At 39.5% G+C, this 26,996-nt stretch carries 20 protein-coding genes and 1 pseudogene; 19 read left to right on the forward strand and 2 right to left on the reverse strand.

What is annotated here, in order from left to right:
• The first annotated feature begins 1 nt into the window (after nt 1).
• From CKW00_RS03770 to CKW00_RS03800, 7 genes are all read left to right on the forward strand, one after another.
• The gene (locus CKW00_RS03770; RefSeq protein WP_095821445.1) at nt 2-979 is read left to right on the forward strand and encodes an SDR family oxidoreductase; all 978 of its coding nucleotides are present in this window, start codon (nt 2-4) and stop codon (nt 977-979) included.
• Nucleotides 980-2,420: 1,441 nt separating this feature from the next.
• Complete coding sequence (gene wzy / locus CKW00_RS03775; protein WP_095821446.1) at nt 2,421-3,797, forward strand: O-antigen polysaccharide polymerase Wzy; 1,377 nt, start codon at nt 2,421-2,423, stop codon at nt 3,795-3,797.
• A 90-nt stretch (nt 3,798-3,887) separates the two neighbouring features.
• Nucleotides 3,888-4,784 (forward strand): glycosyltransferase family 2 protein, encoded by an 897-nt coding sequence (locus CKW00_RS03780; RefSeq protein WP_095821447.1) that lies wholly within the window; start codon nt 3,888-3,890, stop codon nt 4,782-4,784.
• 4 nt (nt 4,785-4,788) lie between these two features.
• Nucleotides 4,789-5,898 (forward strand): glycosyltransferase, encoded by a 1,110-nt coding sequence (locus tag CKW00_RS03785; RefSeq protein WP_095821448.1) that lies wholly within the window; start codon nt 4,789-4,791, stop codon nt 5,896-5,898.
• Between the two features lie 99 nt (nt 5,899-5,997).
• The gene (locus CKW00_RS03790) at nt 5,998-7,248 is read left to right on the forward strand and encodes a nucleoside/nucleotide kinase family protein (RefSeq protein ID WP_095821449.1); all 1,251 of its coding nucleotides are present in this window, start codon (nt 5,998-6,000) and stop codon (nt 7,246-7,248) included.
• A 15-nt stretch (nt 7,249-7,263) separates the two neighbouring features.
• Nucleotides 7,264-8,061, forward strand: coding sequence for a phosphotransferase (locus CKW00_RS03795; RefSeq protein ID WP_095821450.1), 798 nt, complete (start codon nt 7,264-7,266; stop codon nt 8,059-8,061).
• A 39-nt stretch (nt 8,062-8,100) separates the two neighbouring features.
• The gene (locus CKW00_RS03800) at nt 8,101-9,561 is read left to right on the forward strand and encodes a lipopolysaccharide biosynthesis protein (RefSeq protein ID WP_095821451.1); all 1,461 of its coding nucleotides are present in this window, start codon (nt 8,101-8,103) and stop codon (nt 9,559-9,561) included.
• Between the two features lie 402 nt (nt 9,562-9,963).
• Here the strand turns inward: CKW00_RS03800 and CKW00_RS03805 are convergent.
• Nucleotides 9,964-10,455, reverse strand: a pseudogene (locus tag CKW00_RS03805) (ATP-binding protein); the annotation flags it as partial.
• 147 nt (nt 10,456-10,602) lie between these two features.
• On the opposite strand from CKW00_RS03805, the gene CKW00_RS13885 reads away from it, so the two are divergent.
• From CKW00_RS13885 to CKW00_RS03850, 8 genes are all read left to right on the forward strand, one after another.
• Complete coding sequence (locus CKW00_RS13885; RefSeq protein WP_269845275.1) at nt 10,603-10,740, forward strand: ATP-binding protein; 138 nt, start codon at nt 10,603-10,605, stop codon at nt 10,738-10,740.
• Between the two features lie 1,506 nt (nt 10,741-12,246).
• Nucleotides 12,247-12,606, forward strand: coding sequence for a hypothetical protein (locus CKW00_RS03820; RefSeq protein ID WP_095821454.1), 360 nt, complete (start codon nt 12,247-12,249; stop codon nt 12,604-12,606).
• 152 nt (nt 12,607-12,758) lie between these two features.
• Nucleotides 12,759-14,180 carry a hypothetical protein gene (locus CKW00_RS03825; protein ID WP_143544221.1) on the forward strand — a complete coding sequence of 474 codons (1,422 nt, stop codon included), beginning with the start codon at nt 12,759-12,761 and terminating at the stop codon, nt 14,178-14,180.
• Between the two features lie 492 nt (nt 14,181-14,672).
• Nucleotides 14,673-16,061 carry an alanine/glycine:cation symporter family protein gene (locus CKW00_RS03830; RefSeq protein ID WP_095821456.1) on the forward strand — a complete coding sequence of 463 codons (1,389 nt, stop codon included), beginning with the start codon at nt 14,673-14,675 and terminating at the stop codon, nt 16,059-16,061.
• A gap of 273 nt (nt 16,062-16,334) precedes the next feature.
• On the forward strand, nt 16,335-17,384 hold the full coding sequence (locus CKW00_RS03835) for a bifunctional glycosyltransferase family 2/GtrA family protein (RefSeq protein WP_233129703.1): 1,050 nt from the start codon (nt 16,335-16,337) through the stop codon (nt 17,382-17,384).
• A 22-nt stretch (nt 17,385-17,406) separates the two neighbouring features.
• Nucleotides 17,407-19,215 carry a hypothetical protein gene (locus CKW00_RS03840; RefSeq protein WP_095821457.1) on the forward strand — a complete coding sequence of 603 codons (1,809 nt, stop codon included), beginning with the start codon at nt 17,407-17,409 and terminating at the stop codon, nt 19,213-19,215.
• A 249-nt stretch (nt 19,216-19,464) separates the two neighbouring features.
• Nucleotides 19,465-20,421, forward strand: a complete 957-nt coding sequence (locus tag CKW00_RS03845) for a glycosyltransferase family 2 protein (protein ID WP_158221271.1) — start codon at nt 19,465-19,467, stop codon at nt 20,419-20,421.
• 160 nt (nt 20,422-20,581) lie between these two features.
• A complete protein-coding gene (locus CKW00_RS03850; protein WP_095821459.1) occupies nt 20,582-21,376 on the forward strand; it encodes a mechanosensitive ion channel family protein in 795 nt (264 codons plus the stop codon).
• A 51-nt stretch (nt 21,377-21,427) separates the two neighbouring features.
• Here the strand turns inward: CKW00_RS03850 and CKW00_RS03855 are convergent, their stop codons facing one another.
• Nucleotides 21,428-21,988 (reverse strand): DUF6241 domain-containing protein, encoded by a 561-nt coding sequence (locus CKW00_RS03855; protein ID WP_095821460.1) that lies wholly within the window; start codon nt 21,986-21,988, stop codon nt 21,428-21,430.
• Nucleotides 21,989-22,161: 173 nt separating this feature from the next.
• Between CKW00_RS03855 and CKW00_RS03860 the strand changes: the two genes are divergently transcribed.
• From CKW00_RS03860 to asnB, 4 genes are all read left to right on the forward strand, one after another.
• Complete coding sequence (locus CKW00_RS03860) at nt 22,162-23,538, forward strand: outer membrane protein assembly factor BamB family protein (RefSeq protein WP_095821461.1); 1,377 nt, start codon at nt 22,162-22,164, stop codon at nt 23,536-23,538.
• 65 nt (nt 23,539-23,603) lie between these two features.
• Complete coding sequence (gene cysQ, locus CKW00_RS03865; protein ID WP_095821462.1) at nt 23,604-24,383, forward strand: 3'(2'),5'-bisphosphate nucleotidase CysQ; 780 nt, start codon at nt 23,604-23,606, stop codon at nt 24,381-24,383.
• Between the two features lie 54 nt (nt 24,384-24,437).
• Nucleotides 24,438-25,004, forward strand: coding sequence for a YdcF family protein (locus CKW00_RS03870; RefSeq protein WP_095821463.1), 567 nt, complete (start codon nt 24,438-24,440; stop codon nt 25,002-25,004).
• Nucleotides 25,005-25,078: 74 nt separating this feature from the next.
• A complete protein-coding gene (asnB, locus tag CKW00_RS03875) occupies nt 25,079-26,983 on the forward strand; it encodes an asparagine synthase (glutamine-hydrolyzing) (RefSeq protein WP_095821464.1) in 1,905 nt (634 codons plus the stop codon).
• Nucleotides 26,984-26,996 lie beyond the last annotated feature (13 nt).

The raw sequence follows: 26,996 nt of genomic DNA on the forward strand, positions 1-26,996 counted from the left end.
AGTGGGTTACAAACATTTGGTTTTCCCAAAAGGAAGTAAATTTTTGGTTACTGGCGCAGCGGGTTTTATCGGTTCCAACTTAGTAGAAGCTATACTTGAACTGGGTTATGAAGTAAGAGGGTTGGACAACTATTCGATAGGAAAGAAAAAAAACGTAGATGATTTAATTTATAACACAAATTATGAGTTCATTGAAGGAGACATACGAGATTTCGACACATGTTTAGCAGCTTGTGAAGGTGTTGATTATGTCTTGAATCAAGCTGCTTGGGGAAGTGTGCCTAGAAGTATAGAATTGCCTGTTTTATATGAAGACATCAACATTAGAGGAACTTTAAATATGATGGAAGCTGCTCGACAGAACAATGTTAAAAAGTTCGTATATGCCTCAAGCTCATCAGTATATGGAGATGAGCCGAACCTTCCTAAAAAGGAAGGAAAAGAAGGCAACCTTCTATCTCCTTATGCCCTTACTAAAAAAGTTAATGAAGAGTACGGCAAAATGTATACAAGTTTATATGGTCTAGATACTTATGGTATGCGCTATTTTAATGTTTTTGGCAGAAGACAAGACCCAGATGGTATGTATGCGGCTGTTCTTCCGAAATTTATAAAAAAATTGTTAAATAATGAATCTCCAACTATCAATGGCGATGGAAAGCAAAGTAGAGATTTTACTTATATTGAAAATGTGATTGAAGCTAATTTAAAAGCCTGCAATGCTTCTCATGATGCAGCAGGTGAAGCATATAACATAGCCTATGGTGGTAGGGAATTTTTAATTGACATTTATAAAAAGTTATCGAACGCATTGAAAAAAGATGTTCCAGTGACTTATGGACCTGATCGAAAGGGCGATATTAAACATAGTAATGCTGATATCAGCAAAGCAAAAAGTATGATAGGTTATGATCCAGAATGGAGTTTTGAACAAGGAATGAATGATGCTATTATTTGGTATGAAAAAGAACTACAGTAAAATCAATTGTAAAAATATATGATGATTTTTTCTTTTCATAAAAAACACCATGGTAATCTTTAAAAGAAAAATACTTTATTGAGGGTGCGATCAAACTTGAATTATAAACTTGATGTAGCATCGATACAAAACCCAACTATTTAGTGTTTAGGTGCTTCCGGTGATAAGCGGCCGGGGGAGGGAGCATATTGTCCCGCGAATACGGATGTTATTGTACTAGGAGACGTAATCATATAAGGCACTTCCTAACTCCTAAGGCATATCAAATTTTTCTCCATACATGAACTTTGTTTTTAGGAGTTTGTATGTACTGTGGCAATGGTACTGTCATGTGCATATCCTTTTTTACTCAAGAAAAGGTCAATACCAAAAGTTTTAAGCAATTTTTAGTGGTCTGTTTTTTAAACTCGTTCCCTCCCTTATTCGGTATGAAAGAGTTGAATTTCCCTTAAGTCTCCCTCAATGAAAGCGAAAGTTTTTTGGGTAAGGGCTGCATCTTTTTTGACACCGGAACTGTACCCGATAAATTTCTGGGTTTCGAAGTTCTTTCTGCTTTACCGAAAATGTCCGCAATCTAGGCTGTGAACTCATTTTCTTCAGATAAATCTATTAATTTTGATTCATAATAATACGTACTCTTTGGGGCAGGAGGGCACACATTGCTGATACCTAGTAACTGTGTTGGTCGTTACGGATCAAATTTACGTTCTTTCCATGATCAGCGTAACTTGTTTTAAAATGGCGTTCCTCATTTTAAGACGTTGATTCTCTTTGCGAAGCTTCCCCCCCCCTTCTCTTCAGGCGTTCTGTTTTTTCTACCTTGAACGAACCGGTATCATGATATTAGCTCATCCAACCGTCGAAAGAAGAAGTCAACTTATACTCCCGAACGATTTTCTGTATTGACTTGCCTCCTTCGTAAAGCTACAACTATTTTGTTTGGTCATAGTTAAGCACTCCTAGGCGTTCGATTTTCGTAACGTGTAGCTAACCTTCATAAAACTGTCCAATTAATTGTAGCCTATCTAACTGGTATATTATCTATTGGTAACCCAGTAATGAAATGGTTAGATAATTTAAAGCTATTTTATAGTCCCTAGTTTAACTAATGGTTTTGTAAAAGCATTAATAGAAGCTACGAAGCACAGGGATCTTGCTATTGGCAGGAAGGTAACAGTATTCTAAAACTGTAAAGAGAAGTTATGTTATTCAACAATAGATGTTGTAAAACACTAGCAGAATTACTTGAAAGTCCTAGAAAAATTAAGTTTCACTTTTTAAATTATGATAGAAAACTTTCACAAATATACGGATTATGGAAGTGACATATTGATTAATAGAACAGGAAATTCCTTAAGACAATTAGAAATAGTATTCATTAAATATCGGTTAAAATTTTTGTGAATTTTCAAAATATATTATTAAGAGGTAATACTTTATTATGTTGAAAAAAATGAATTTTAAGAACTTTAGTCAAGTAATATGTGTATTAATGTTACTTGCTATATTCACTCTTTCGATCTTATTTTTAACTTTATTTGAAGAGGTTGTTACTTTTAAAACAACTTCAATTCTATCGATAGTAAGTACAGTTGTTTGTTTTGTTTATATTAGAATAAAAGATAGCATTCTAAATTTAGGTGTCTTTACTGTTTTATTTTTATATTTTACGCTAGTGCACTTTGGTGCAACGTCCGTATTTCTTATCACTCCAGATAGTATTTTTAACAATTTCGAGCCTCATCAATATGAATGGTTGTACTCTAGACAAGTTAATTTAGCAATATTAAATAGTATTATTGGGCAAATAGTTTTTATGCTTAGTGCAGTCGTATTTAGTAAAAACTCTCTTTATTCCAATTCCGACAAAACAATATCTCCGTCTTCTATATGGTTACCTAGGATAGGTTTTATATCGTTGATTTTAGTATTATTTTACTTTCTATTTAATTTAGCGATTGGGAACTTTTCTTTAACATCTAGTTATGGTGAATTTATAGCGTGGAGAAACGAGAGTAATTTTTTTTCTATGGCAATTTTTCTATTGGCAACAGGTTTTATAATAGTTATCTCAACTGGAAATGTTAAACAAATCAAAAGTATTACTATTCTGTATGGGATTATTAGTCTAATTCTATTCGTTACGGGAAATAAAGGTGAGGTTCTTTATGCAGCTTTAGCTGCTATAGGAATATATTATTCAAGATTTAGAAAGATAAATAAGAAGATATTAGTAGTGGGCTTAGTCCTATTTTTTATCGTAGTACCGTTTATCACTTCAGCTAGAAACGGAAGTATAGTCAAGTCTTTCAATGAAATCGGTATAAATATAACTAGCCCATTTATTGAAATTGGCTGGCAATTAAGAACTGTAGAGAAGGTTGTTCATTGGATTAACTCCGGTGAAAACCTAGGGTATGGAATTAGCTATTTTGCTCCTCTGGAAAGAATTATATCCAAACTGACTTTAGGAATAATACCTGAAATTCCTATTAAGGGAGTCCCTTGGTCATTTGGTGAAAGATTACCTGGTTGGGGTTTTTCACAAGTGGCTGAATCCTATTATAATTTCGGACTTATAGGCCCAGTTATTTTTTATTTAATTCTTGGTTGGTTCACGGTAAAAGCTGAAAATCAAAAAAATAATGTATATCAGAAAGCTTGGTTCTCAGTTATAGTAGTAATACTTATGATTCTAACTAGAAACAGATTCTCGTTTGTTCCTGGTCAAATTTCAATAGCGTTAATAATAGTGTCTATTGCTTTTATACTGGATGGCAATTATAAAACTAAGAAAATTCAAGGCAAGAGGCAGTAATGAGGGCCATTTAATAAATAGAGGATCATGCCAGATTAATCAAAAGTTTTTGGGTGAAGGTTACTAATAAGTATTTAGGGAGTGATACTCATGCCATTTTTTAGTGTTATTATGCCTTGTTTTAATAAGGAAAAATATATCTATGATGCTCTTGAAAGTGTTATAAATCAGAGTTTTGAAAACTTCGAAGTAATTATAGTTGATGATGGTTCAACAGATAATAGTTTAAACGTAGTATCTACTATTGATGATAAACGCATAAAAATAATAAATCAAAAAAATGAAGGGGTATCCGCAGCTAGGAATAGGGGCATTAAGTTTGCGAAGGGGGAATACATTGCCTTTTTAGATGCAGATGACTTTTGGTCCGATATTCATTTATTGAACATTTATAATATGATTAATGAATTCCCAGGTTGCGGCTTATATTGTACGGCGTATGATCGAGTTGTGAACGGTAAAAAAAAATCATCTCGTTTTAAAAACATGCCAGCCAAAGATAACAAAATATACTTAATTAATGATTATTTCGAGGAAAGTACTTTAGGTAATAATATTGCTTGGACCTCAGCGGTAGTAGTTCCAAGAAATGTACTGCTCGAAGTTGGAGGTTTTCCAGAAGGAGTCAATAGGGGAGAAGATCGATATGTTTGGGGAGTGATTGCTTTAACTTATAAAGTTGTTTTTTACAATTATCCTACTGCATTTTATAGAATAATTGACACAGGTTTGACATCCAGTGAAGACATAAATATTCATTGGATCTTTGAGGATTATATCAATAATTTAAAACATAGTGAAATTAGCTCAGAGCAACTTGAAAATATTCATATTTATTTACTAGAGCGCAGATTAAGCTTTGTGATCCCTTTGTTTAAGAATAAACAGTATCAAAAATCCTTTAAAACTCTTTTGAATAGCTTTAAATATGGAAAATTACGTCCCAAAGCTTTTGAAATTTTAATTAGACTTTTGTTACGGAGGTAGTATTTTGAAAAATAATAATATCATACATATATTTGGGAAGATGGAATTTGGAGGTGCAGAATTAAGAACTATAGAAATTATGGATAACATGCAAAATTCTTTTGAAAATATATATTTTTGTACTATGAGTGGTGAAAAGGGCCGGTTAGCAAAAGAGTTAAACGAAAAGGGGTATAATGTTATCCCATGTAATATTTTCAGTCTTAGTTTTCCAATGGAATTTATGAAGATATTAAAAAAAAATAACATTGATATCGTTCATTCACATATTTCAATTGTTTCTGGCTATATTATGTTTCTAAGTTTTTTAGCAGGTGTAAACAAGAGAATTGTACATTTTCGTAGCTCGAAAATTGGCAAGACCCGGTCTGTTAAAGAAAAAATCAAAACAGGGGTGTTAAAATTATTAATATTGACTTTCGCTACCGATATAGTTGCTGTAAATAGATATACAATGGTGAATCATTTTAAAAATTACAAAAAAATTAAAAAGTGCAAAATATTGTATAACGGAAAAGGGATGTTGTATTCAGAGGATGAAAGAAAGATAAGACAATTTAAAAGTGAATATTCTATAAAGAATGATGAAAAAGTAATTATTCATATCGGTAGATTTAATGAAGCTAAAAATCATTATAAGGTTATTTCAGTCTTTAATTCTTTTAATAAAATAGTTCCAAAGTCAAAGCTATTACTTATAGGAGATAATAATTCTGAGCTAGGTCAAAATATACAAGATTTAGTTAAGAATCAAAACCTTGAAAATAAGGTCCTCTTTTTAGGAAGACAAAGTAATATCAAGGATTTTCTTTCCATCTCGGATGTTTTGTTGTTCCCTTCTTATTGGGAAGGCCTTCCTGGTGTAGTGTTAGAATCCCTATCTGCGGGCATTCCAGTATTAGGGAGTAACATCGGTGGTCACTATGAAATCTCTGATACAAATGACGGTATCACTATAGTACCTTTAAATAGTAGTGACCAAGAATGGAGTAGAACTTTAAAATCAATTGTATATTCAGGTAAACAGAGGCAAATAGCAGATAGTTTTAGAAAGTCACCATATTATATAGAGGAAGTTTTAAAACACTTTGAAATTTTGTATGATTCGAACTGAAATTAGTATTAATAATTAAGATCATTACGATTTATCATATACCAAAGTTCACAATATAAAAGCGCATCGGAATATTTTCATCATAAAGGGAATGATTTCATGACAAAAAAAACAGAGAATGAAAATAGTGTCATTTCGAATTTATTTAGCGAACTAAAATTTAATCAAATAGATTTCGTGTTACTATCTGATTTTGAAAGTGAAGGCAACACAGGAGATGTTGACATATATGTACCGCTTAATCACAAATATAAATTTGAATGTACTCTATCAAAACTAGGGTGGTATGAAAGAAAGGAAGGAGCCGATTGCGTTGTAGACTATTTTTATTATCATTTAGATTCAGAGCTATACCTTCATATTAAGTACGAATTAGTTTTTGCAGAAAGTTTTTTTAGAGCATGGAAGTATAATTTTTCTGAAGAAGTACTGGAAAGTAAAGTCTATAATCAATTTGGTGTTCCTAGACCATATGGAATTCATCTAATTATACTTTATTTAGCGAAAACGATAATAAATACAAGTGGAAAACTTGATGTTGCAAAACGCAAGAAAATAAAGGATTACTTGTTCAAACATAAAATCGAATTTCAAGGTGAGAAAGAATTTTTATTCGCAGAAAGATTATATGAATTATTGAAAAAGAAAGATGTAGAAGTTCATTTGTTATCTAAATTAATAAAAGCGTATTTCACTATAAATATTCGAATGATTAGAAGACTGAAAATAAGGAGAACAGGGGCAGGAATTAATGTTCTTTTTTTGGGAACTGATGGATCTGGAAAGACTACACTAATCAATAATATACAAAATTCTATGCAATTTAAAGTTTCTAACTTATATTTAGGAATGGGCGAACAGGGGTGGAAAAGCAAGGGTGTAAAAAAACTCCAGGATAAAAAAATCAATATTGATTCTCTCAATCAATTAAAAAATATGTTTTATGGATTATTAGCTTTACCTTTAGAACTTCTTATTAGAAGATTGGATGCCATAAAAACCGGTAAGAGCAGAATTTTTTTAATCGATCGATTTCCAGGATTTCCTTTTATCAGCAGTAGTAAAACTTATTCGAAATTATACAGTATTGTGTTGCCAAAACCAGATATTGTTATTTTCTTATATGGTAATCCTGAAATTTTAGTCAAAAGAAAAAGTGAATTAACAATTGAACGAGCCATTAGAGATTTAGAAAAATTTGAAAAAGTTGCGGATAAAATCTCGGATAGTAATTATATTTCTATAAATACTACAGAAATGACAATTGATGAAAGTATGGACATTATTAAAGAAATTATACTGAAACACCCCAAAATCAAAAAGAATCTTTTGAAAAAGATCAATATTTAGAAAGGAGGAGGGGGGGTGAAATTATCAAAAATTAAGAATATTCAAATAACTAACACAGGTGCTTTAATACTATTTACGTCTAAATATGTATTTAAGTTTCCGATAAATAAAATGGGATATTACACTATTAGTCAAGAAAAATATTCTTATATGAAAGCTAAACAAGATGTTTTCTTTATGAATAATATTTTACCATCTGGCAGTTTTATAACGGGAATAAAAACGTTAAGAGGAAATCCTATAAAAAAGACTGAAGAATTAGTCCGCATTGATGACTATATTCTGGAAAAACTTAGATATAGTAAAAAATATCCTTTCGTCAGTGCTGAAAAGATAATTGATTATAGTTACATACACATATTAATCAACTATAACGTGGAAAAATTAATTCAAAACTATTTAAAAAAAATTTATATACCAAACACACCTGCACATGGGGATTTGCATATAGGGAATTTATTGATGAATAATGGTGAAATTGCAATTATTGATTGGGGGGGGTATAAGAAAAATAGCAGTTTTTGTTTTGATGCCTTTCATTACTATGTCAGATATTATTCAAAATCTAGAAATAAGAGTTGGGTAGATGTTATCTTTAGTGAGTTTAGTATATCAAAGGAAGCAGTCATTTTATCAAAAATAGCAGGACAAGATATTGAAACACTTAGTATAGCATATGCTATTAATAGAGCTTCGCTAGAGATAGAACAGTTTGGAGATATTAAAAAGTTGAAGCATAATCAAAAAAAGAAATATGTCAAGATAATCGAATTGTGTCAAAAAAAAATTATTGAATCAAGCAATGATGTTTAGAATCGAGCTATACAAATAATACAAGGATTGATAACTTTAATGATTAAAAAGAGTCAGCTTAAATCTAAGACACTTCATGGTTTGCTTTGGAGTTTTATTGAATTACTTTCAAGACAAGGTATACAATTAATAATTCAAATTATTTTAGCGAGGTTGCTAGCACCAGAACATTTCGGAGTAATAGGGATGGTTACAATCTTTATTGCAGTTTCCACCGCGTTTGTTCAAAGTGGGTTGGACCAAGCTTTGATTAGAGAAAAGGCACCTGGGGATAAGGACTATTCTACTGTTTTTTATTTTAATCTAGCGGTTTCAATACTGGTATATGCTATTTCTTTCTATTTTGCGCCTTTAATTGCTCAATTTTATGATGAGAGTAAATTAGTGGGAATATTAAGAGTTATAATGCTCGTTGTAGTTATTAATGCAGTATCCAGTATACAAAGAGTGTTTTTAATTAGAAAAGTGGACTTCAAAACACAAACTAAAATTAGTCTAATATCTGGATTATCAGCTGGTGCTTTTGCAATATCCTTTGCTTTAATGGGGTTAGGGGTTTGGAGTCTTGTAATTCAGCAAATAGTTATGAAATTTACCGAAATGATTTTACTATTGTATAACAATCGATGGGCTCCTTCGTTCATCTTTGACTTCTACCTTTTCAAAAAGTACTTTAATTTTGGATATAAGTTATTACTTTCCAGTATAATAGATATAATTTACAAAAACATTTATTTTGTAATTATTGGTAAAGTGTACACTTTAAACCAATTGGGGTATTACACAAATGCGTCAAAAATTAGAGATGTTGCATCTTTGGCTGTAACCCAATCCATACAAAAAGTAACATATCCTGTGTTGAGTAAGATGAATGATGATCAGTCTTTATTAACTAAAAATTATAGATTATTAATTAGACTTACTGCATATGTCTATTTTCCATTTATGCTCGGGTTGGTTTGTATTGCACCAAGTTTTATTCCATTGTTATTGGGAGAAAAGTGGGTACCTGCTATTAATTATTTTCAGTTGCTCTGTATTGCAAGTCTTCTTTATCCGATAAATGCGATTAATTTAAATATTTTAAAAGTGAAAAACAGATCAGATTTATTTTTATTAATTGAAATCATAAAAAAAATATTTTTATCTATATTAATAATAGTTGCTGTTATTTTGGAACTTGGGGTTTCAGGGCTAATATATAGTGCTATTATAAGCTCGATATTTAATTTATTTATCAATGCTCATTATACTGGTAAAGAGATAAACTATAACATTTCTAAACAAATAAAAGACATGACACCTTCACTTTTATTGGCAATTGTTATGTCAAGTTTGATTTTTTTAAATTTCGAGTACTTAAAAACACCTTTATTTGTAAAAATTATGTTAGAAATCACATTTGGAATAATAACGTATATTAGTTTAAGTTTGATTTTTAAAATTGAGGAATTGAGACTGATTTTCACATTAATGAGAAAAAGTAGTAAAAATGATTAACTTTATGAATGAGAAACCATTTTAATATCTACTATTAATATGTATTCGGAGAGAGAAAACGTATATAACGGAAAACGTTTATGTAGCCAATAACATCCCTTCAATTATTTCCTACATAGGCCGAAAAGCCATGAATTCTTTTAATCGATGACTACCCTAATTCAATAGAACGAGTTAGAAGTGATGAGTCAAGAAATCTACGGCCTCTTCAGTTAAAGTCGAATTACCAAATAAGTGACTTTATCCCCCGAATTAAAGGTTTGTCGTAATGATAATATTCCTCTTTTGTAGAAAGACATCGTTCAGATCCACTTCTGCCATCTTTTTGACCAGAGTCGGACATAAAATTGATCCACTTATGACAAGAGTGAGCCACTACCTTATAAATAGTGGCTCACCTTTTTATTGTTTTAATCCAAAACGTTCCCTCATAGAAGTTTCACCGTCGATGACAATGCTATAGGAATCATGAACGATGCGATCTAGAATAGCGTCTGCGAGTGTACTTTCTCCTATCTTCTCATGCCATCCTCTCGGATCGAATTGTGAACAGAAGATGGTAGAACCATGTTGGTGGCGCGATTCCACAATCTCTAAAAGGTCTCTTGCTTGAGTATCATTAAGAGGTGTTAAAAGCCACTCATCCAAAATAAGTAGATTGACCTTTTTATATTTCTTCATGACCTTTCGATACGTTCCATCTCCTCGAGCGATAGCCAACTCATCAAGTAGATCCGGCAATCTCGTGTATTTAACTTTATAAAACTGCCGACAGGCTGCGTTCCCAAAATCACAGCTTAAATATGTTTTTCCGTTCCCGGAAGCGCCGATTAGTATGATATTATGGCGTTCTTCGATGTAAGCACCAGTCGCAAGGCGTAAGATGAGAGCTTTGATTACAGCCAATGAAATGTACCACCATTGCCATCTATTTTACCACCGAGTGACAAGCGATGTACCAGTTAATGACAGGGCTTTACCACCAATACCTTAGTATACTTAATGAGCATGTAAACGTTTTCCGTTTTATGCATTTTTCTCTTGCCAAATACACAGTGGGGAGAAGTTTTAGGAGACGATATTATTGCGACAGCAATATTGGATCGGTTACTTCACCATTCCAGGGTCTTTTCCGTGGATGGGCCAAGCTTTCGAATGAAAAACAAAGCTGCCGAATAAGGTGGCAACTTTGTATGATGTAACCCGACGATTTTGAAGAAAATTAAACGGCCTTGACATCGATAATCGTATCAAAATATGTAGGTGCAGTTTTATGAAGAAGGAAGAAAACGAACAGTACTCAGTCCTGGTGGTGGGAAGACATTCACTTCAGTCTAGTGATTACAGCTTGTTCGTCAAAAGTTATAACGTCATTTTGTATTTAGAATTACATAAAAATTGAATCAATTAATTTGTGAAAAGACCCCGGTTATCTGAAATTATGCAACGCAGTATGGTAAAGATCACTCTGTTCAAGTCTTTTCCTTCGACTTGGTAAGGCATATGGCAGAAGACCGAGCGTAGAAGTAATTCTATCCCAGTACTTCAATGATGTTGGACGCGTTGACCAAGGAGAAGTGAAGGTAACGTTTTTTAGTGAAGATGAAAACCACATTTTTCTATTAGGGTGGATGTTGCAAAGAAGAGGGGAGAGAAAAGTGCTGTCTGTAAGAAACGGATAAGATCAGAGGTGGAAGCTATTCTTTGGTTTTCATGCTGTTTGTAGTCTTACGGCAGAATGTTGTAAGGGAGCAGGTCCCCCAAAATTTATGAGCCGATTCTGCCCGTATCTCTTACGGGAGATTCCGGCTTTGCATCTAGGGTTTCCCCAATCTGATAAAACAATAGTATGGAACCATTTACCTCCCCGCGTTCAATCTTCCCTATGTATATGTATGAACGGGTAATCCCGACTACCAACACCAACATTTCCTGAGAGATTTTTCTTTCTATTCGTAAAAGTCTTATGTTTTATCTTAGTTTTTGCAGAGGAGTTAAATTTGCTATATGATTATACTCTTATAGTTCTTTGGTTTTTACTGCGTTATTTTTTAACAATATGTAAAGTTAAGCCTTTTTAATAAAGAACTTCAGTCAAACAGATATGAATAGCTTTACTCATTCTTTTTAAAGATAAATCATTATCTTCACTTCTTTGTAAAACTGAATTATTCCCTTCTTTACAGTTCTATGGGGAAACTGGGGGCGATCATCAGTTTTACAGTAATTTATTTTCACAAGTCCCCTGAGGTGTTCTCGTTTCACGGAAGTATATGAGTAACGGTTAATTTTCACTTGTTATCTGAATTGACAGACAATGGAATTTGACATAAGATTGAGTAAATTTCACGATAACGTACAATAGTTTGTGTAAAGCTCTTGAAGACAAAAAAGAGGGAGGGAACCCTCATAGTTAACGACCAAATCAACCTATGAAAGGGAATGTCCTACCTATATCTACAAGTATAGGACGGAATAACCTTGAGGCTCAAAGAAAGGCATGGTCCGTTCCTTAGTTAGACTTACTGACGGTACCGTTTGTTGATTAGATTATTATTTGCATCGTTAGTTCAATTTAAAACTACTTTTAGTTTGATTTCTCGGTATTCGGTGTAACGATGATGAATGTGTGAATTTGATAATGGTGTTTGTGGTGAAAATCATGATTTATGAGGGGGAGAAACAATGAACGAATGTGTGAATTATTTTATTATTGAAGGAACCATAAAGTCTGTGGGAGATAAAGGAGAGGAAGGGTTGAGTATCGGAATCAAGCCGACTGCAAAGAATATCTATTATAATAATTTAGAAGGCGAAGATAACATATATTTTTTTGCTCATCTTAATTGTAAGTCTGATTCTAATTGTGACTCTAAGTCTATTGATTGCCTGGAAATCGTAAGTGAAGATTCGCTGGAAAACCTGCTTATCAGCGAATCCCTTCACGATGTAATCTCGGAATTATTCATCCAACAGAAAAATGTGCTGTTTTATACTAAAAAGCGTGGAAGCCGATATAAAGTTGTGAAAGTGAGTTTAGAATAATGAATAAGCTATCATATGAACCGAGTTGGCCAGATAATATGCTGTTTGTCGGGGCTGGAGCATCTCTTCCATTAGGTTTTTCCACGACTGATAATCTAGGTAACATGATATCTTCCCTAGTTGAAGAGGAGGAATTGTCGACAGAGGAGTGTGTGAATAAAGCGATTAAGGACCACTCTGAAGAAATCAAAAAGGAATGGGTCGATTTACTGAATATGCTGGATAGCAGAAATCAGGACAAGCGAGCGGAAAGGGAAAGACTGGGAATATCTGAAGAACGCTATAATGAACTATGCAGCATTTATGATTGGAGAGCACTGAAAGCTTTGGTAAGACTATGTCCGAAAGTAGAGGGCATGTTGAAATTACAGGATTTGTTCAATCTTATCGATCTGAGCATTTCGGCAAATCAGGGAGTTTTTGTGGGAGATGATTTTGTAAGACCGGAACAATTGCATCCAGCGAGGAATATGCTAATCCTGCTCATTACGATGATACATAAAATGGAATATGATCAAGCAGTGAAAAATAATAAAGAGACTTACCAACAATTTTATCAGTTCTCTCTAGTGCTGGGGGAGTTAATGTGGGAAGAAGGGCTGGATTTAGCAAAAGAACATTCTTTGAACACGCGAGACTTCTACCTGTTCAGCTATTCTGTTGTATCAATGAATTGGGATCCAATGATTTTGTGGTTTCTCTTTAACGCTCACTATAAGTTAAATAACCCAAGCAGTGCGCCCGGTGTAGGAAATCCACCTCAGAAAATGAAGCTGTTTCATGATTTGGCTCATTTCATGGGTGTACGCAGTATAGATACTCCTACTCTTTCGCTTTGGTATCCAATGAATGAGACTGCTGTTCAGAGATTGAATGATCCGGAGCATCAGACAGGTAGACGCGTCCGCATCGGTAAGTTCTATTTCCCGCATGGCTCTCACGGATTCCGTGAATGTCCTTATTGCGGTAAGCTGACTTTTTATTTAGGGGATCAATGGAAAGTACTTTCGGATGATTTGTTTCCTCCGAGTATTATCCCCTCCTTGGGTTATACTGATAAAGCAAAATCGGCAGGAGAAGAAAAAGCATATGGCTCTCTTGGGAAATTCGATATGATTCAGTGTATCTACTGTGGTGCAGAGACTGAAGCCCAACACACGCCGCTCGTTATGCAAACAAACTACAAGGGTCAACATCCTCCGTATATAGAAGAAATACAGAGAGATATGAACGTAGCTGTTTCCGAAGCGAAGCACATTATTTTATTCGGTTACTCTCTCCCTTCAGATGACGTACATTATCGTAGCGTACTGACGGCGAAAAAGAAAAAAGGAGTCAAGTGCTCCATAGTCAATTTTGACCCTGATGGAGAAGATAGATGGTTAGATGGGGAAGAGTTGGAAGCGTTTTTGAAAGATCATCCTTCTTCCGGTTGTACAGATGTTGGAGAAAGTGCCATAGAGTTGTTCGGCAGGAAAAATGTCCGCGCCTACTTGAAAGGCATACCTAATGTTTTCATGGAGAATGGGGCGGTGAGTAAAGAAAAGGTGAAGAAGATGTTACGGTATGAGTGATTTCTCTATTACCCATATTTGTCTCTTCCATTATCCCCAATATATTTACTGCTCTTTCATAACCTGTAAAAGAATTCTCAAAATCGAAAAGTTCAGTTGTGTAGTACTCGAGAAATTACTTCACTCTAAGTAGTCTTTGAACCGTTTACTGTATTCTCTCTTAGTCGTACGCATTTTATGGGAGTTGTTTGCTATTCCTCAGTAAGATACTTTTGGTGCAATTTCACAGTTATTGGTATTTAGTGATTGAAATATATCAGAGGTAGTACATCGTAGTGGTAGTAATTACTAATATTTTTAGAGATTGCATTGAGGAACTACGGGTAAATAAAAAACAATTAAATGCAACTTGTTATCTGAATTGACAGACAATGGAATTTAACATAAGATTGAATAAATTTCATTGGACGGATTAGTGATTCCTGATGGAATTTCTATATACAGATTGTAAGCGATTACTTAATTACGGGTAACCGACTGGGGAGGGCTTGGATGGAACAATTCACTGAAATCATCGCAAAAGTTACCGAAATCGTATGGGGCTTGCCTATGATCATCTTACTGCTGGGCGGCGGTGTCTTTTTGACATTGAAGCTCGGATTCTTTCAGTTTAGGCATCTGCCGCATATTCTCGGTGAAACACTTGGAAAGATGTTCAAAAAAAGCGATCATCCAGGCTCGGTGTCTCCTTTCCAGGCGACGACAAGTGCTCTTGCGGCGACGATGGGAGCGGCGAATATCGTCGGGGTGCCGGTGGCGATTGCTCTCGGTGGGCCGGGAGCGATTTTTTGGATGTGGATTGTCGCTCTGATCGGTATGGCTACGAAATATTCGGAAGTCGTCCTCGGTATCCGGTACCGGGAGACGAACGAGAAGAATGAGTACGTCGGCGGCCCGATGTACTACATACGGAAAGGACTTGGCTGGAAAAAGGTCGCGTATTTTTTTGCGTTCGCCCTTATGCTTGAAATTATCGCAAGTACGATGGTCCAGGCGAACTCCGTGGCGGAGACGATCAACGGATCATTCGGCATCTCCCCGCTATGGACCGGGCTCGTCGTTATGCTTCTCGTCGGTATGGTGGTTATCGGCGGCATTAAGCTTATCGGAAAAGTGACGGAGAAGCTGATTCCGGTTATGATTCTCGCTTACATAGCAGGTGTACTTACGATTCTTATCATCAACATCAGTGAAGTGCCGCAGGCTTTTCTGTTGATTTTTGAATACGCTTTCCAGCCGATTTCCGCTGCGGGAGGATTCCTCGGGGCTGGGGTAGCTGCAGCTATACGCTGGGGGCTGGCACGCGGATTGTACTCCAACGAAGCGGGGATGGGCACCGCGCCGATCGCCCACTCGGCTGCGAGAAACGATCACCCGGCCAGGCAGGGGTTCTGGGGTGTGTTCGAAGTCATTATGGATACGCTCGTCGTCTGTACGATGACCGCCATGGCTGTTCTTACGACGGGGGCCTGGAAGGAAGTTGGTCCGGACAGCGCCGCCGACATGGTACCGACGGCTTTCGCGACGATATTCGGCTCTTCCCTCGCAGGAAGCATCATCTCTCTTATTCTGTTTTTCTTCGTTATTACTACTGTGCTGATTATCGTCTACTACGGGGAGAAGCAGGCGGAGTTTCTGTTCGGTCGTAAGTTCTCGCTCTTCATGCGCTACGTCTACCTCGTGGCTATCGTTCTCGGTGCCATAGGCGGGCTGAAATTCATCTGGCAGTTCCTCGATCTGCTGCTGGCGATGATTGTTATCCCTAATATGATTGCTGTCGTATTTTTAAGTAAGCAGGTGAAGTCGATTACGGACGATTACTTCAGGAACTACTTGCGCGGGGAAGGCGAAAGTAAATATAAGGGAAACGGAGAGCTGTAGCAGAAAACTATATAAACTGTTACGATATTCTGGTTTTTTAACGTAATTAGATCTTCGGGTAGTACTCATTGTGAGCTGGCTATAGTAAGCCGGCTTATTTTTTTGCAGTTGTCAGTAAACCCTGTTGCATCTTCAGACTGTTACTAAATCCGTATTGAATGACGTGTAAACGATACATTTTAATTATCGGGATTATGTCATTAGGATTGGGATATGTGTTAAGATTAATTTTGGTAAAAACTTATTGTTTTCACACCGCTAGGAGGATGACACTTGAGTCGACAGAACGGAATATCTATTGTTATACCTGCGTTTGACCCTGACGATAAATTAATAGATACAGTGAAGAATATATCCGATTTTTCTTTTGACGAAATTATCGTAGTCAATGATGGCAGCGATGTTTCTACTCAGCCGATATTCGATGAGGTAACTAAGTTTCCCCAATGTACGGTTCTGAACCATTCGGTCAATATGGGAAAAGGCAGAGCTTTGAAAACAGCCTTCTCCTACTACACAGAAAAGAACGAGGGTGGAATTGGTCTTATCACCGCCGATGCTGATGGTCAGCACAGCCCTGACGATATTAAAAAAGTAGCAGAAAAACTGCAGAGCAATCCGGAAGATCTGATATTGGGTGTAAGAGATTTTTCGGGGGAAGACATTCCTCTCAGGAGCCGGTTCGGGAATAAATTGACTAAAATTGTTTTAAGAGTTACATCAGGCATGAGCGTCACCGATACGCAGACGGGATTAAGGGGGATTCCTTCCGACTTCGCTGAGGAGCTCCTTCACTTAGAAGGAGACCGGTATGAATTTGAAATGAAAATGATCCTGGCTTGCAAGAACCACAATCGAGGCGTGAAAGAAGTAACTATAGATACAATATATATAGATGAAAATGAATCTTCCCATTTTAATCCGATTGTCGATTCTATAAAAATTTATTATGTATTCTTTCGTTTTCTGCTCACTTCAGTAGCTTCTTTTATAGTTGATATAGGGTTGTTCGCTGTATTTTCGTCTGTTTTGAAAGTATTCATGCAGAACAGCTTTATTATCATCGCGACCGTACTTGCCAGGATATTATCCTCAATGTTCAATTATTTCGTCAACAAGAAGTTAGTATTTAAATCTTCAGCCTCTAAAGGTCGAAGTTTAGTAAAATACTATATTCTGGCTGCTTTCCAAATGAGTGCTTCAGCTTTGGGCGTACATGCCATCTATCAAAGTGTGGGCGACCACGAAGTATTAATAAAAATAGGCGTAGATTCCATTCTGTTCTTATTGAGCTTTCTTATCCAGAAAAAATGGGTCTTCTAAATTGTCGAAGGAGGGTTAAACTGTGGTCCTATTGCTTTTTATCGCATTTATGATTTCTCTTGCAGGTTACGGGATGTTTATTCTGTTTAGATTCAGCATAAACCCTTCCTTCATACCTGCGATTATCGTTTCAAGTATTACTGTGCTGATGTTTTTCGCAGGCCTCTTGAATATTCTGGTTTTCACAGCTTACTCTTTATTTATCATAGGCGTTATTTTATTCATTGCGGGACTGTTCATGATTTATAAACATAAATTATCCGTAGCTCAGTTATATAGTCCGGCAATTGTGTTTTTTTCTCTTTTAACTGTTGTATTTGTACTCTTATTACATAATTCAATCTTTGTATACTATGATAATTTCAGCCATTGGGCTCTTATCGTAAAAGAGATGATCACAAAAGATATTCTGCCGGACGACTCTACAATTATCACCTACCGGAATTATCCGCCGGGCACGGCGCTATTTATATATTTTACGGTGAAAATAGTCGGTTTCTCTGAAAGCATGTCTCTCATTGCTCAAAGTCTGTTAACCGCAAGCTTTCTTACGACTTTGTTCGCTTTTTCTGCCTGGAAGCGCCCGATGTCCGTAGTCATTCCTTTAACAGCTTCAGTGTGTTCTGTACTGGTCCTGCCTTTTGCCTTAAGTTCGCTGATAGTGGATACTGTATTAGGTTACCTCTCTATAGCGACGTTTGCAGTTATATTTTATTACAGAAATAATATTTTCCGTCTCTCCCTGCTCAGTGCTCCTTTATTATCAATGATCGTTTTGACTAAAGACAGCGGCAAAATTTTCTTCGGCTTCCTGGTCGCCTGGATTGTACTGCTTTTGGCGAGAAGAGTGTTTATTTATAAAAATATAACGTGGAAATTAGTGATGCAAGCTCTGGCCTCTACGGTTGTGATACCTTTATTCATCAATTATCTGTGGGGGCAGTATCAGAAGAAAGCATATTCGATAGATTACGAAGAAAATCGGTTTGCTATTACGATGGATATATTCAATATTGATCGTTCCGAAGAGTTTATACAAAATCTGCTGCCTCATCTCATAAGTTATGCGTTCAACTTCTCGTCAGTGGAATTTATGACACTGATTTTAGTAGACGTTTTAGCTATAGTCGTCCTTGTAAGCTCCTTTTTCTTCTTCAGAAAAAATTTAGCGTCTCTACTTTATAATGTGATTTATTTAAATATGATTTATCTGGTATACATAGGTTTTCTGTATATTTTGTACTTATTCATCATGCCTGAAGTGGAAGCTGCGTACTTGGCAGGTTTTGACCGGTACCAGGCTTCTATCGTCATTTTTCTCATAGGTAGTATGCTTTTTGTAATTAATGGGCATTTGTATCAGAAAAAGAATGTAACGGCCAAGGTCAATTGGCTGCAGAAAACGATTATCGGCTGCTCTGTTTTGATTACGATACCTTTGCTTCCGAATGTGGGAGAATTATTCCAAGATACGGAAGGTGGCGTGCGAGACCAGTTACTTACTCAATATCAGGCTTTGCATTCACATACTGACATCACCACTGCGGACAATATAACTATCATCAAAGCGGCTGAAAATGATGACAATGGTTATATAAGACATATGATGAATTATGAACGACTGAGTGAAAATACGGATCAGTTCTTCACTTGTGAGTCGAAAGAAAAGAAAGACTCCATACAGCAAAGTATAAAAGAATCAAAATATATGATCATCCTTAATATGAATGATCAGATGAAGAATTGCCTGAAGGACGTTTCCGGAGGTACGGACTTAACTAAGGGCATATACGCGATTGAAGATAATAGTATTGAACCTGTGGAAAAGTAAATCGTTTTACAGGTGTTCGGGTGGCCTGGCAAAGGGGAAACTTTTAGTACTTAAAAGTTTCCCCTTTTTTCCTATCCGAATCTTTTCTCGTTTTACATAGAGCTTTCCGAGCTTATTCTGCGCGAACAGTTCCAGTCAGGAAGTGTTTTTATTTTTGTTGTTTTGTTTCTTATAATGAATTATAATAGATTATAAAGAATGATATTTTATATAGGCTGCCGTGACGAATTCGCTAAAAGGAGAGGGTATATGTTGGTGAAATTATCAATCATCGTTCCCCACTTCAATTCCTCCGGGTCCCTGGAGCGACTTATTGCCTCTATCCCTGCCCGTCATTCACTTGAAATTATTATCGTAGACGACCACAGTGCCCCCACTGAAAAAGCAAAGTTGGAAGTTCTGAGTGATAAGTTTTATAAACACCGTCTTCTGTTTCTGGCGAACGGAATTGGTAAGAAAAGTGCAGGCGCTGCAAGAAACGAAGGTCTGTATTACGCATCTGGTCAGTGGATTCTGTTCGCTGATGCGGATGATTACTTTCTGGACGGTTTTTATGAAAAGGTAAGTGCGTTTTTTGAAAGTGAGTATGATATCGTATATTTCACACCGATAAGTGTGTATAACAATACTGACGACGAGGCGGACAGACATGCGAAGTATGAGGTTCTTGTAAAGAGTTACCTGAAGGAAAAGAACCGTATAGCTGAACTGAAATTGAGGTATCAGTTCGAGGTTCCGTGGTCGAAGCTGTTCCGTCGTTCGTTAATCATGAAGAATTACATTAAGTTCGACGAAGTCATGCACGCCAACGACGTCCTATTTTCCGTTAAGACGGGCTATTATGCGCAGGAGGTATATGCTTCTGACGAACGAATCTACTGTGCTACGAAAGACAGCGGCAGTTTGACCACCTTCATAACGGAGAGATCATTTGATACGAGGTGCCACGTTTTTCTGAGGGAACATTATTTTCTGAAAGACCACTTATCAAAAGAAGAGTTTGAAATTATCGAACCGAACGGACGTTACTACCTGCTGGGCGCACGGAAATTCGGCATACGTAAAATATGGAACGTGTATCGGGCGTTAAGGAAACAGAAAGTGAAAATCCTGACGCGACATATGCTTAATCCGCTATGGTTCAAAGACAGGTACAGAAAAGTGAAAAAGGAAGATGAGGAGACAGAGAGATTTATGAATAAGTAAGGAGAGCGGGGCAGAGGATTCTTCTGCTCTTTTTTATGTTCGGACTTGTAACTGCTGCTAATCGGTAATTTCCATTTTTTACGTTGTTCGCTGAATGAAAAGAATGTAAGATAGGGTAGGAATTTATAAAATATTCATTGATTAAGAGGAGGAGTTTTTCGTGGATTGGTTGGAAATTGTTTTACCTATCGCCAAGAGCATAGCTCTTGCGCTTATTGTACTGCTTGTGGGACTTGCAGTTATCCGAGTTATAACGAAATTCGTAGCTAAAGGAATTGATCGTTCGAAAATGGACGATACGCTGAAGCCGTTCCTGACTTCCATGGCCGGGACGATTCTGAAAATCTTGCTGGTATTGACAGTCGTTCAGATTCTCGGCGTGGATATCACATCTTTCGTCGCTATTATTGCAGCTGCCGGGTTCGCTATTGGTCTTGCCTTCCAGGGGGCGCTGGCTAACTTCGCCGGCGGTGTGCTGCTGCTTACCCTTCGCCCGATCCGGGTCGGAGACTATGTGGAAGGCGGTGGCTACAGCGGTACTGTACAGGGGATCAAAATACTTTATACGGAGCTCGTCACTCCCGACAACAAAGTAATCTTCGTGCCGAACGCTTCTTTGTCCAACACTGGACTGACGAACTACAACGTCAAGGAAACGAGACGTGTGGACTTTGCGTTCGGAGCAGGATATGAAACGAACGCTGACTATGTGATCCAGTCTCTTACGGAAATCGTCAGTAAGCATCCTCTCGTGTTTCAGGATCCGGCTCCGTTCGTTAAAATTTCCGAACACGGAGAGAGTGCCGTCGTTTATACCGTACGCGTCTGGTCGAAGTCGGAGGACTACTGGACCGTGCATTTCGACGTAATGGAAGACGTGAAGAAATGGTTTGAAAATGATGAATTGTCTATCCCTTATCCGCAGATGGACGTTAACGTAAGTCAGAAACATTAAATAATCAGAAACAAAGAAGCCATAGCCGGCGATTCGGCTATGGCTTTTCTGTTACTGGGCGGATTCGATATACGCCTGTTCTTCCTCTTCGCTCAGGACGCCGGTCGCTTTGCCGACGTTTCCGCCCTGCATCCTCCATATAATATTGTGGTGTTCATCGACGTTGCTGAAATTCCCGTTACTCCAGGCATTCAGTATATTTTCATACTGATCCCCTTCACTGTATTCATTCCTCTTCACTTTATCGGAGAGCCAATTGATTCGCTCCTCGGTTATACGGTAAAAACCCCACTTCTGTTCGGCCTGCACTTTCTGGTGGCTCATCTGGTGGATGTAATCCCGGATGGTCGATTCAGGGACAGTGTCAGCTTTCTTCTCATCCCCGAACGGATTCAGTTCCTCCTCGTCCGAGGATTCCTCGAACTTTTCCTCAGACAGCTCTTCGACTTTTTTCTCCTCTTCCTTTTTCCCCGGTTTCCCGTCTTTGGAATCGGACGGCTCCTCTTCTTTCGTTTCGGTGTTTTCCGTACCTGTTATGTAAAAGTAACCCCAGGTCCCCGCTCCGGCAAGAAGCAGAATACCAAGCGTCCACAGAATCGTTTTCTTGACCATAATAAAACCTCTCCTCTCCTTGCATTCCATCTACATGCTATCGATGATATACTGGGAATTCAAGAGAGAAAAAAACGGCAAGCCAATTATTTGTATACGTTTTCGCTACGGGGAGAAGGGTAAGTTTGGTAAGTATAATAAGAGAACGTCTATCACGATGGAGGAGGTCACCGATGAAGAAACGAGTCCGTAATGTAATGTTATCCGCTTTATTTTTGACGGGGAGCCTGATGATGACCGAACAGGCATCTGCTGCGAAAGTCGGTCCGGAGGAGTGGACGGAGTACCGGATGAATTCCGAAAACAACCCCGTGTACAACAGCAGTTTCGACGAAGAGATACAGGATGTCATCGAAACGAACAACCAGATACGGTCGACTCCCGTGATTGTCGGTAACAATGCCTACATAGGAAATCACGAGTCCGGCGATCTTTACTCTTATAATCTGGTCGAGGGTACGATGAACTGGGAAGCAAAAGCTCCGAACTGGGTACACTCGGAAATGATTTATGCCGAAGATAATCTGTTCGTAGGTTTCGGAAACCGCTATTTTAAAGAAAATGGAACGAGAGGAACAGAAGACAGTGGGGTTCTCAGTCTGAATCCCGAAACGGGGGAGACCCGCTGGAAGTTTGAAACCGACGGCGAGGTGATGCCGACACCGGCCTTTCATGACGGGACGGTATACATTGTAGCCGGAGATCGACACCTGTATGCCGTGGATGCAGAGAGCGGGGAAGAAGAGTGGAACTTAGAACTCGGCCACGTGATGAGTATGTCCTCTCCGACGATTGAAGACGGGATGCTGTACGTAGGGGGAGGGGCGCCTACGCCTTACACATTCACAGCCGTCGATCTTGAAAAGGAAGAAATCAGCTGGCAGACGGAATTCCCGGAAGCTTATGCGGGTCTTGATGACGTACCGCCTGTCATTTATGAAGATTCCGTTATTACAACAGCCCTTGAGGGGGAAGAGGACGACAATCCCACCCACATGATCTACGCCATGAATACGGACAACGGAGAGATGAAATGGAAAGACAGCCTCGGCCAGGGGGAAATGGTGAAAAATAATAAGTCGGGAGCCCCGATGATTTATGAAGACCAGGTATTCGTCGCGAGTCCGATTACCAAATCCTATTACGCTTACAACGCGGCGGACGGGGAACAGAATTGGAAGTACGAGGCGAACGTTAGTAAGGCGCCTCCGGTTGCGGAAGACGGGACCGTGTACTTCACAGATAAAGAAGGGTTCGTGTACGCTTTCGATACCGAAACGTATGAGCTGCTCGGGAGTAAGGAACTCGGAGGAGTCCTGGCCCCCTCCGGCCCGGTACTGATGAACGGAACTCTGATTGTCGGGAGTCAGGACTCGAACGTGTACGCCCTTCCCACCAGTGACGTCAGAGGTTCCTCGGACGCTTCCTTTTTTTGGACGAGTCCGCTAGGAATAACCCTGTTCGCCGCGACGGCACTGCTCGCCGTGGTGCTTCTGTTCATATTAAGGAAAAGGACAGCCAGGAAAGATCCCCGGAGAGTAGGGAAGTAGAGGCCCTCCGGCGGGGAATCATGTATAATAAACAATAAATTATAGTGAACTAGGGGGAGAAACATATGGAACAAGCGATTGCAGCTGCTCTTAAGGCAGGTCAGGAAATTATGAAGATTTATGAAAGCGAAGACTTCGATGTCGAAACGAAAGAGGACGATTCACCGCTCACCCGGGCGGACCGTGCCGCTCATGACATTATCGTGAAGAAACTGGAAGAGGGGGAAGAGTCCCTTCCGATTTTGAGCGAAGAAGGAAGTTCCATCTCTTACGAAGAGCGTAAAGAGTGGGGCGAATTCTGGCTCGTCGACCCGCTTGATGGCACGAAGGAATTTCTGAAGAAAAATGGGGAGTTCACCGTGAACATCGCCCGGATCAAAGACGGAAAACCGGTATTCGGTGTCGTGTACGCTCCGGCGCTCGAAGACCTTTACGTAGCCGTCGAAGGGAAAGGATCCTTTAAGCTCACTTCCGTACTGCGCCCGGAGTGGGAGAAAAAAGCGACGGTTCTCCCGGCTCTCCCAGCAGCAGGAGATACGGCACGCGTCGTCGCGAGCCGTTCGCACATGTCCGAGGATACGAAGGAGTTCATCGGGGATCTTAAGATGACGTATGATTCCGTCGAAACCGTCTCCGCCGGAAGTTCTCTTAAATTCTGCCTGGTAGCGGAAGGGGTGGCCGACTACTATCCGCGCTATGCTCCGACGATGGAGTGGGATACAGCCGCAGGTCAGGCAATCGTCGAGCTCGCCGGCGGTTCCGTCGGTGTCGCAAACTCCATCCACTCTCTCGAATACAACAAAGAGGATCTGCATAACCCGTGGTTCCTCGCTACACGTGGGTAAGCACCGGCACTCCTTTACGGGGTGCCTTTTTTTAATAGACGGGGGAGGTCTGTCATGCAAACGAAGAAAAAAGTGATCGCCGGTGTTCTTCTGATCTTCTTCCTGATGCTTCTCGGCATCGTTATTACGTTCTCTGTACTCGGGCGTGATTTTCTCGTTATCGAAGCGAAACCGAAGCCTTCCGAGGTGATATACGTGCTGGACGGGAGCCCAGGTCGGGTGGAGCGCGGTCTTGAGTTATACAACGGGAGATATTCCGGCCGCATCATCCTCTCGGGTGGTGTTCAGCAGGAGGACATAGAAGCGTTCCCCGAACTGAAGACGGCCGCCGTCACCGGTGTTCCGGAAGCGGAAAGCACGTGGGAGGAAGCGAGGAATATGGAAAAGATAGTGAAGGAAGAAGAGATACGGACGCTGCTGGTCGTTACAGACGACTACCACTCCAGGAGAACGAAAATTGTTTTTGATAAAGTGATCGGAAATGAAAATACAGACGTAAGCTATGCGACGGCAGATACCCCGTTCGATCCCGGAAGCGAGCTGACGGAAGAGCAGCATCGGACTGCTTTCAGGGAATACGTGAAACTAATGTTTTATCAGGGCAGGCTTATATTCGAATGAACGGGGATGAAAGATTCATATCAAAACTCTGGTAGTGATATAATAGCCCTGTGTTGATTGAAGGAGGTTAAACTATGTGCGGTTTCATCGGCGTCCTCAGAAACGTCCCCCGGCATATGACAGATGAAGAGAGGCTGCTGTTCCGTAAGAAGAACGATCTTCTTACGCATCGCGGTCCGGATGAGGAAGGGATATTCCATAACGACTATATATCTTTCGGGTTCCGGCGGCTGAGCATCATAGATATCGAGAACGGCCAGCAGCCGCTGAGCTACGAAAATGAAAGATATTCCCTCGTATTCAATGGAGAGATCTATAACTATATTGAGCTTAAGGCAGAACTGCAGGGAGAAGGCTACACGTTCACCACCGATTCCGACACGGAAGTCATCGCCGCTCTTTTCGAAGCGAAGCGTGAAGACGCGTTCCGTCGTCTGCGCGGCATGTTCGCCATTCTTCTCTGGGACAAGCAGGAAGAGACGATGTACGGAGCCAGAGACCCTTTCGGAATCAAACCGATGTACTACACGGTGGAGGAAGAGGGGACATATTTCGCCTCGGAGAAGAAGTGTCTCACGCTTGAAGATGATTCGTCCGAAGTGGACAAGGAAGCTCTGAGCCATTATTTAAGTTTCCAGTATGTTCCCGAACCATGGACGATGACGGATAGTATCCGGAAAGTGCCGGCCGGTCACTATTTTATCCAGAAGCCGGGCGGGACTGTGACGTTCACGCAGTACTGGCACCCCGGGTTCACTCCCGTAATCATGGAACAAAGTAAGTGGGTCCATCGTGTACGCGACGTTATGTATGATTCGGTGGAGAAACATATGCGGAGTGACGTCGAAGTCGGTTCTTTCCTCTCCGGAGGCATCGACTCCAGTCTGATCGTGGCCATGGCCAGGGACATCCATCCCGGCCTCCGCACGTTTTCGGTCGGATTCGAAAGAGAAGGGTACTCCGAAGTGGATGTAGCCCGGGAAACCGCGGAGAAGCTCGGGGTGGAGAACCATTCCTACATGATTTCACCGGAAGAGTATGTACGGAAACTTCCGAAAATCATGTACCACATGGATGATCCTCTTGCCGATCCTGCCTGCGTTCCTCTGTATTTCGTCGCAAGAGAAGCGCGCAGGCACTCCACCGTCGTGCTCTCCGGCGAAGGAGCGGACGAGCTGTTCGGGGGCTACAACATCTACCGGGAACCTCAGTCGTTGAAGGCCTTCACGAAAATGCCCGGGGCGGTGAACCACTGGCTGAACCGCGTCGCGTCGATCATGCCTGAAGGGGTGAAGGGGAAAAGTTTTCTTGAACGCGGTACGACCCCGCTCCGGGACCGCTATATAGGAAATGCGAAAATGTTCGAGGAGAAAGAGAAGCAGGAATTGCTTCGAAACCACGCAGCACCTCCGTATCAGAAAGTGACGGAAAACCTGTTTGATGCTATGGAGGATTATGATTACGTTCACCAGATGCAGAACGTGGATATCCACACCTGGCTGCGCGGCGACATCCTGCTGAAAGCGGACCGGATGACGATGGCTCACTCGCTTGAGCTGCGTGTTCCGTTCCTGGATAAGGAAGTATATGACGTAGCGAAGCATATACCGGCGGATCTGAAAATAGCGAACGGAACCACGAAGCACATTTTGCGGGAAGCGGCGGAAGGCATTGTGCCGGAACACGTGCTGGGCAGGAAAAAGCTCGGGTTCCCCGTACCGATCCGTGAGTGGCTGAAGAATGAAATGTATGAGTGGGCACGGACGCTTATTTCCGAAAGTGAAACCGGGCGGTATTTCCATAAGGAGTACGTCCTCAATCTCCTGGAAACGCACCGGAGCGGCAAACATGATTACAGCCGGAAGATATGGACGGTACTCATGTTTATGCTGTGGCACCAGATCTTCGTCGAGAAACGCTATTCGTTTGAAGAACTCATTTCGGAAGATAAAACAGCAAGCAAACTGACTCTCGTATAACGACAAAGAAGCC

Origin of the sequence: Salimicrobium humidisoli, assembly GCF_002295105.1 — a bacterium.
Lineage (GTDB): Bacteria > Bacillota > Bacilli > Bacillales > Halobacillaceae > Salimicrobium > Salimicrobium humidisoli.

Excerpts from the sequence above, each read along its gene's own strand:
- wzy (WP_095821446.1), top strand. The coding sequence starts at position 2,421 with ATGTTGAAAAAAATGAATTTTAAGAACTTTAGTCAAGTAATATGTGTA.
- CKW00_RS03780 (WP_095821447.1), top strand. The coding sequence starts at position 3,888 with ATGCCATTTTTTAGTGTTATTATGCCTTGTTTTAATAAGGAAAAATAT.
- CKW00_RS03790 (WP_095821449.1), top strand. The coding sequence starts at position 5,998 with ATGACAAAAAAAACAGAGAATGAAAATAGTGTCATTTCGAATTTATTT.
- CKW00_RS03800 (WP_095821451.1), top strand. The coding sequence starts at position 8,101 with ATGATTAAAAAGAGTCAGCTTAAATCTAAGACACTTCATGGTTTGCTT.
- CKW00_RS03820 (WP_095821454.1), top strand. The coding sequence starts at position 12,247 with ATGAACGAATGTGTGAATTATTTTATTATTGAAGGAACCATAAAGTCT.
- CKW00_RS03830 (WP_095821456.1), top strand. The coding sequence starts at position 14,673 with ATGGAACAATTCACTGAAATCATCGCAAAAGTTACCGAAATCGTATGG.
- CKW00_RS03845 (WP_158221271.1), top strand. The coding sequence starts at position 19,465 with ATGTTGGTGAAATTATCAATCATCGTTCCCCACTTCAATTCCTCCGGG.
- CKW00_RS03855 (WP_095821460.1), bottom strand. The coding sequence starts at position 21,988 with ATGGTCAAGAAAACGATTCTGTGGACGCTTGGTATTCTGCTTCTTGCC.
- CKW00_RS03860 (WP_095821461.1), top strand. The coding sequence starts at position 22,162 with ATGAAGAAACGAGTCCGTAATGTAATGTTATCCGCTTTATTTTTGACG.
- cysQ (WP_095821462.1), top strand. The coding sequence starts at position 23,604 with ATGGAACAAGCGATTGCAGCTGCTCTTAAGGCAGGTCAGGAAATTATG.
- CKW00_RS03870 (WP_095821463.1), top strand. The coding sequence starts at position 24,438 with ATGCAAACGAAGAAAAAAGTGATCGCCGGTGTTCTTCTGATCTTCTTC.
- asnB (WP_095821464.1), top strand. The coding sequence starts at position 25,079 with ATGTGCGGTTTCATCGGCGTCCTCAGAAACGTCCCCCGGCATATGACA.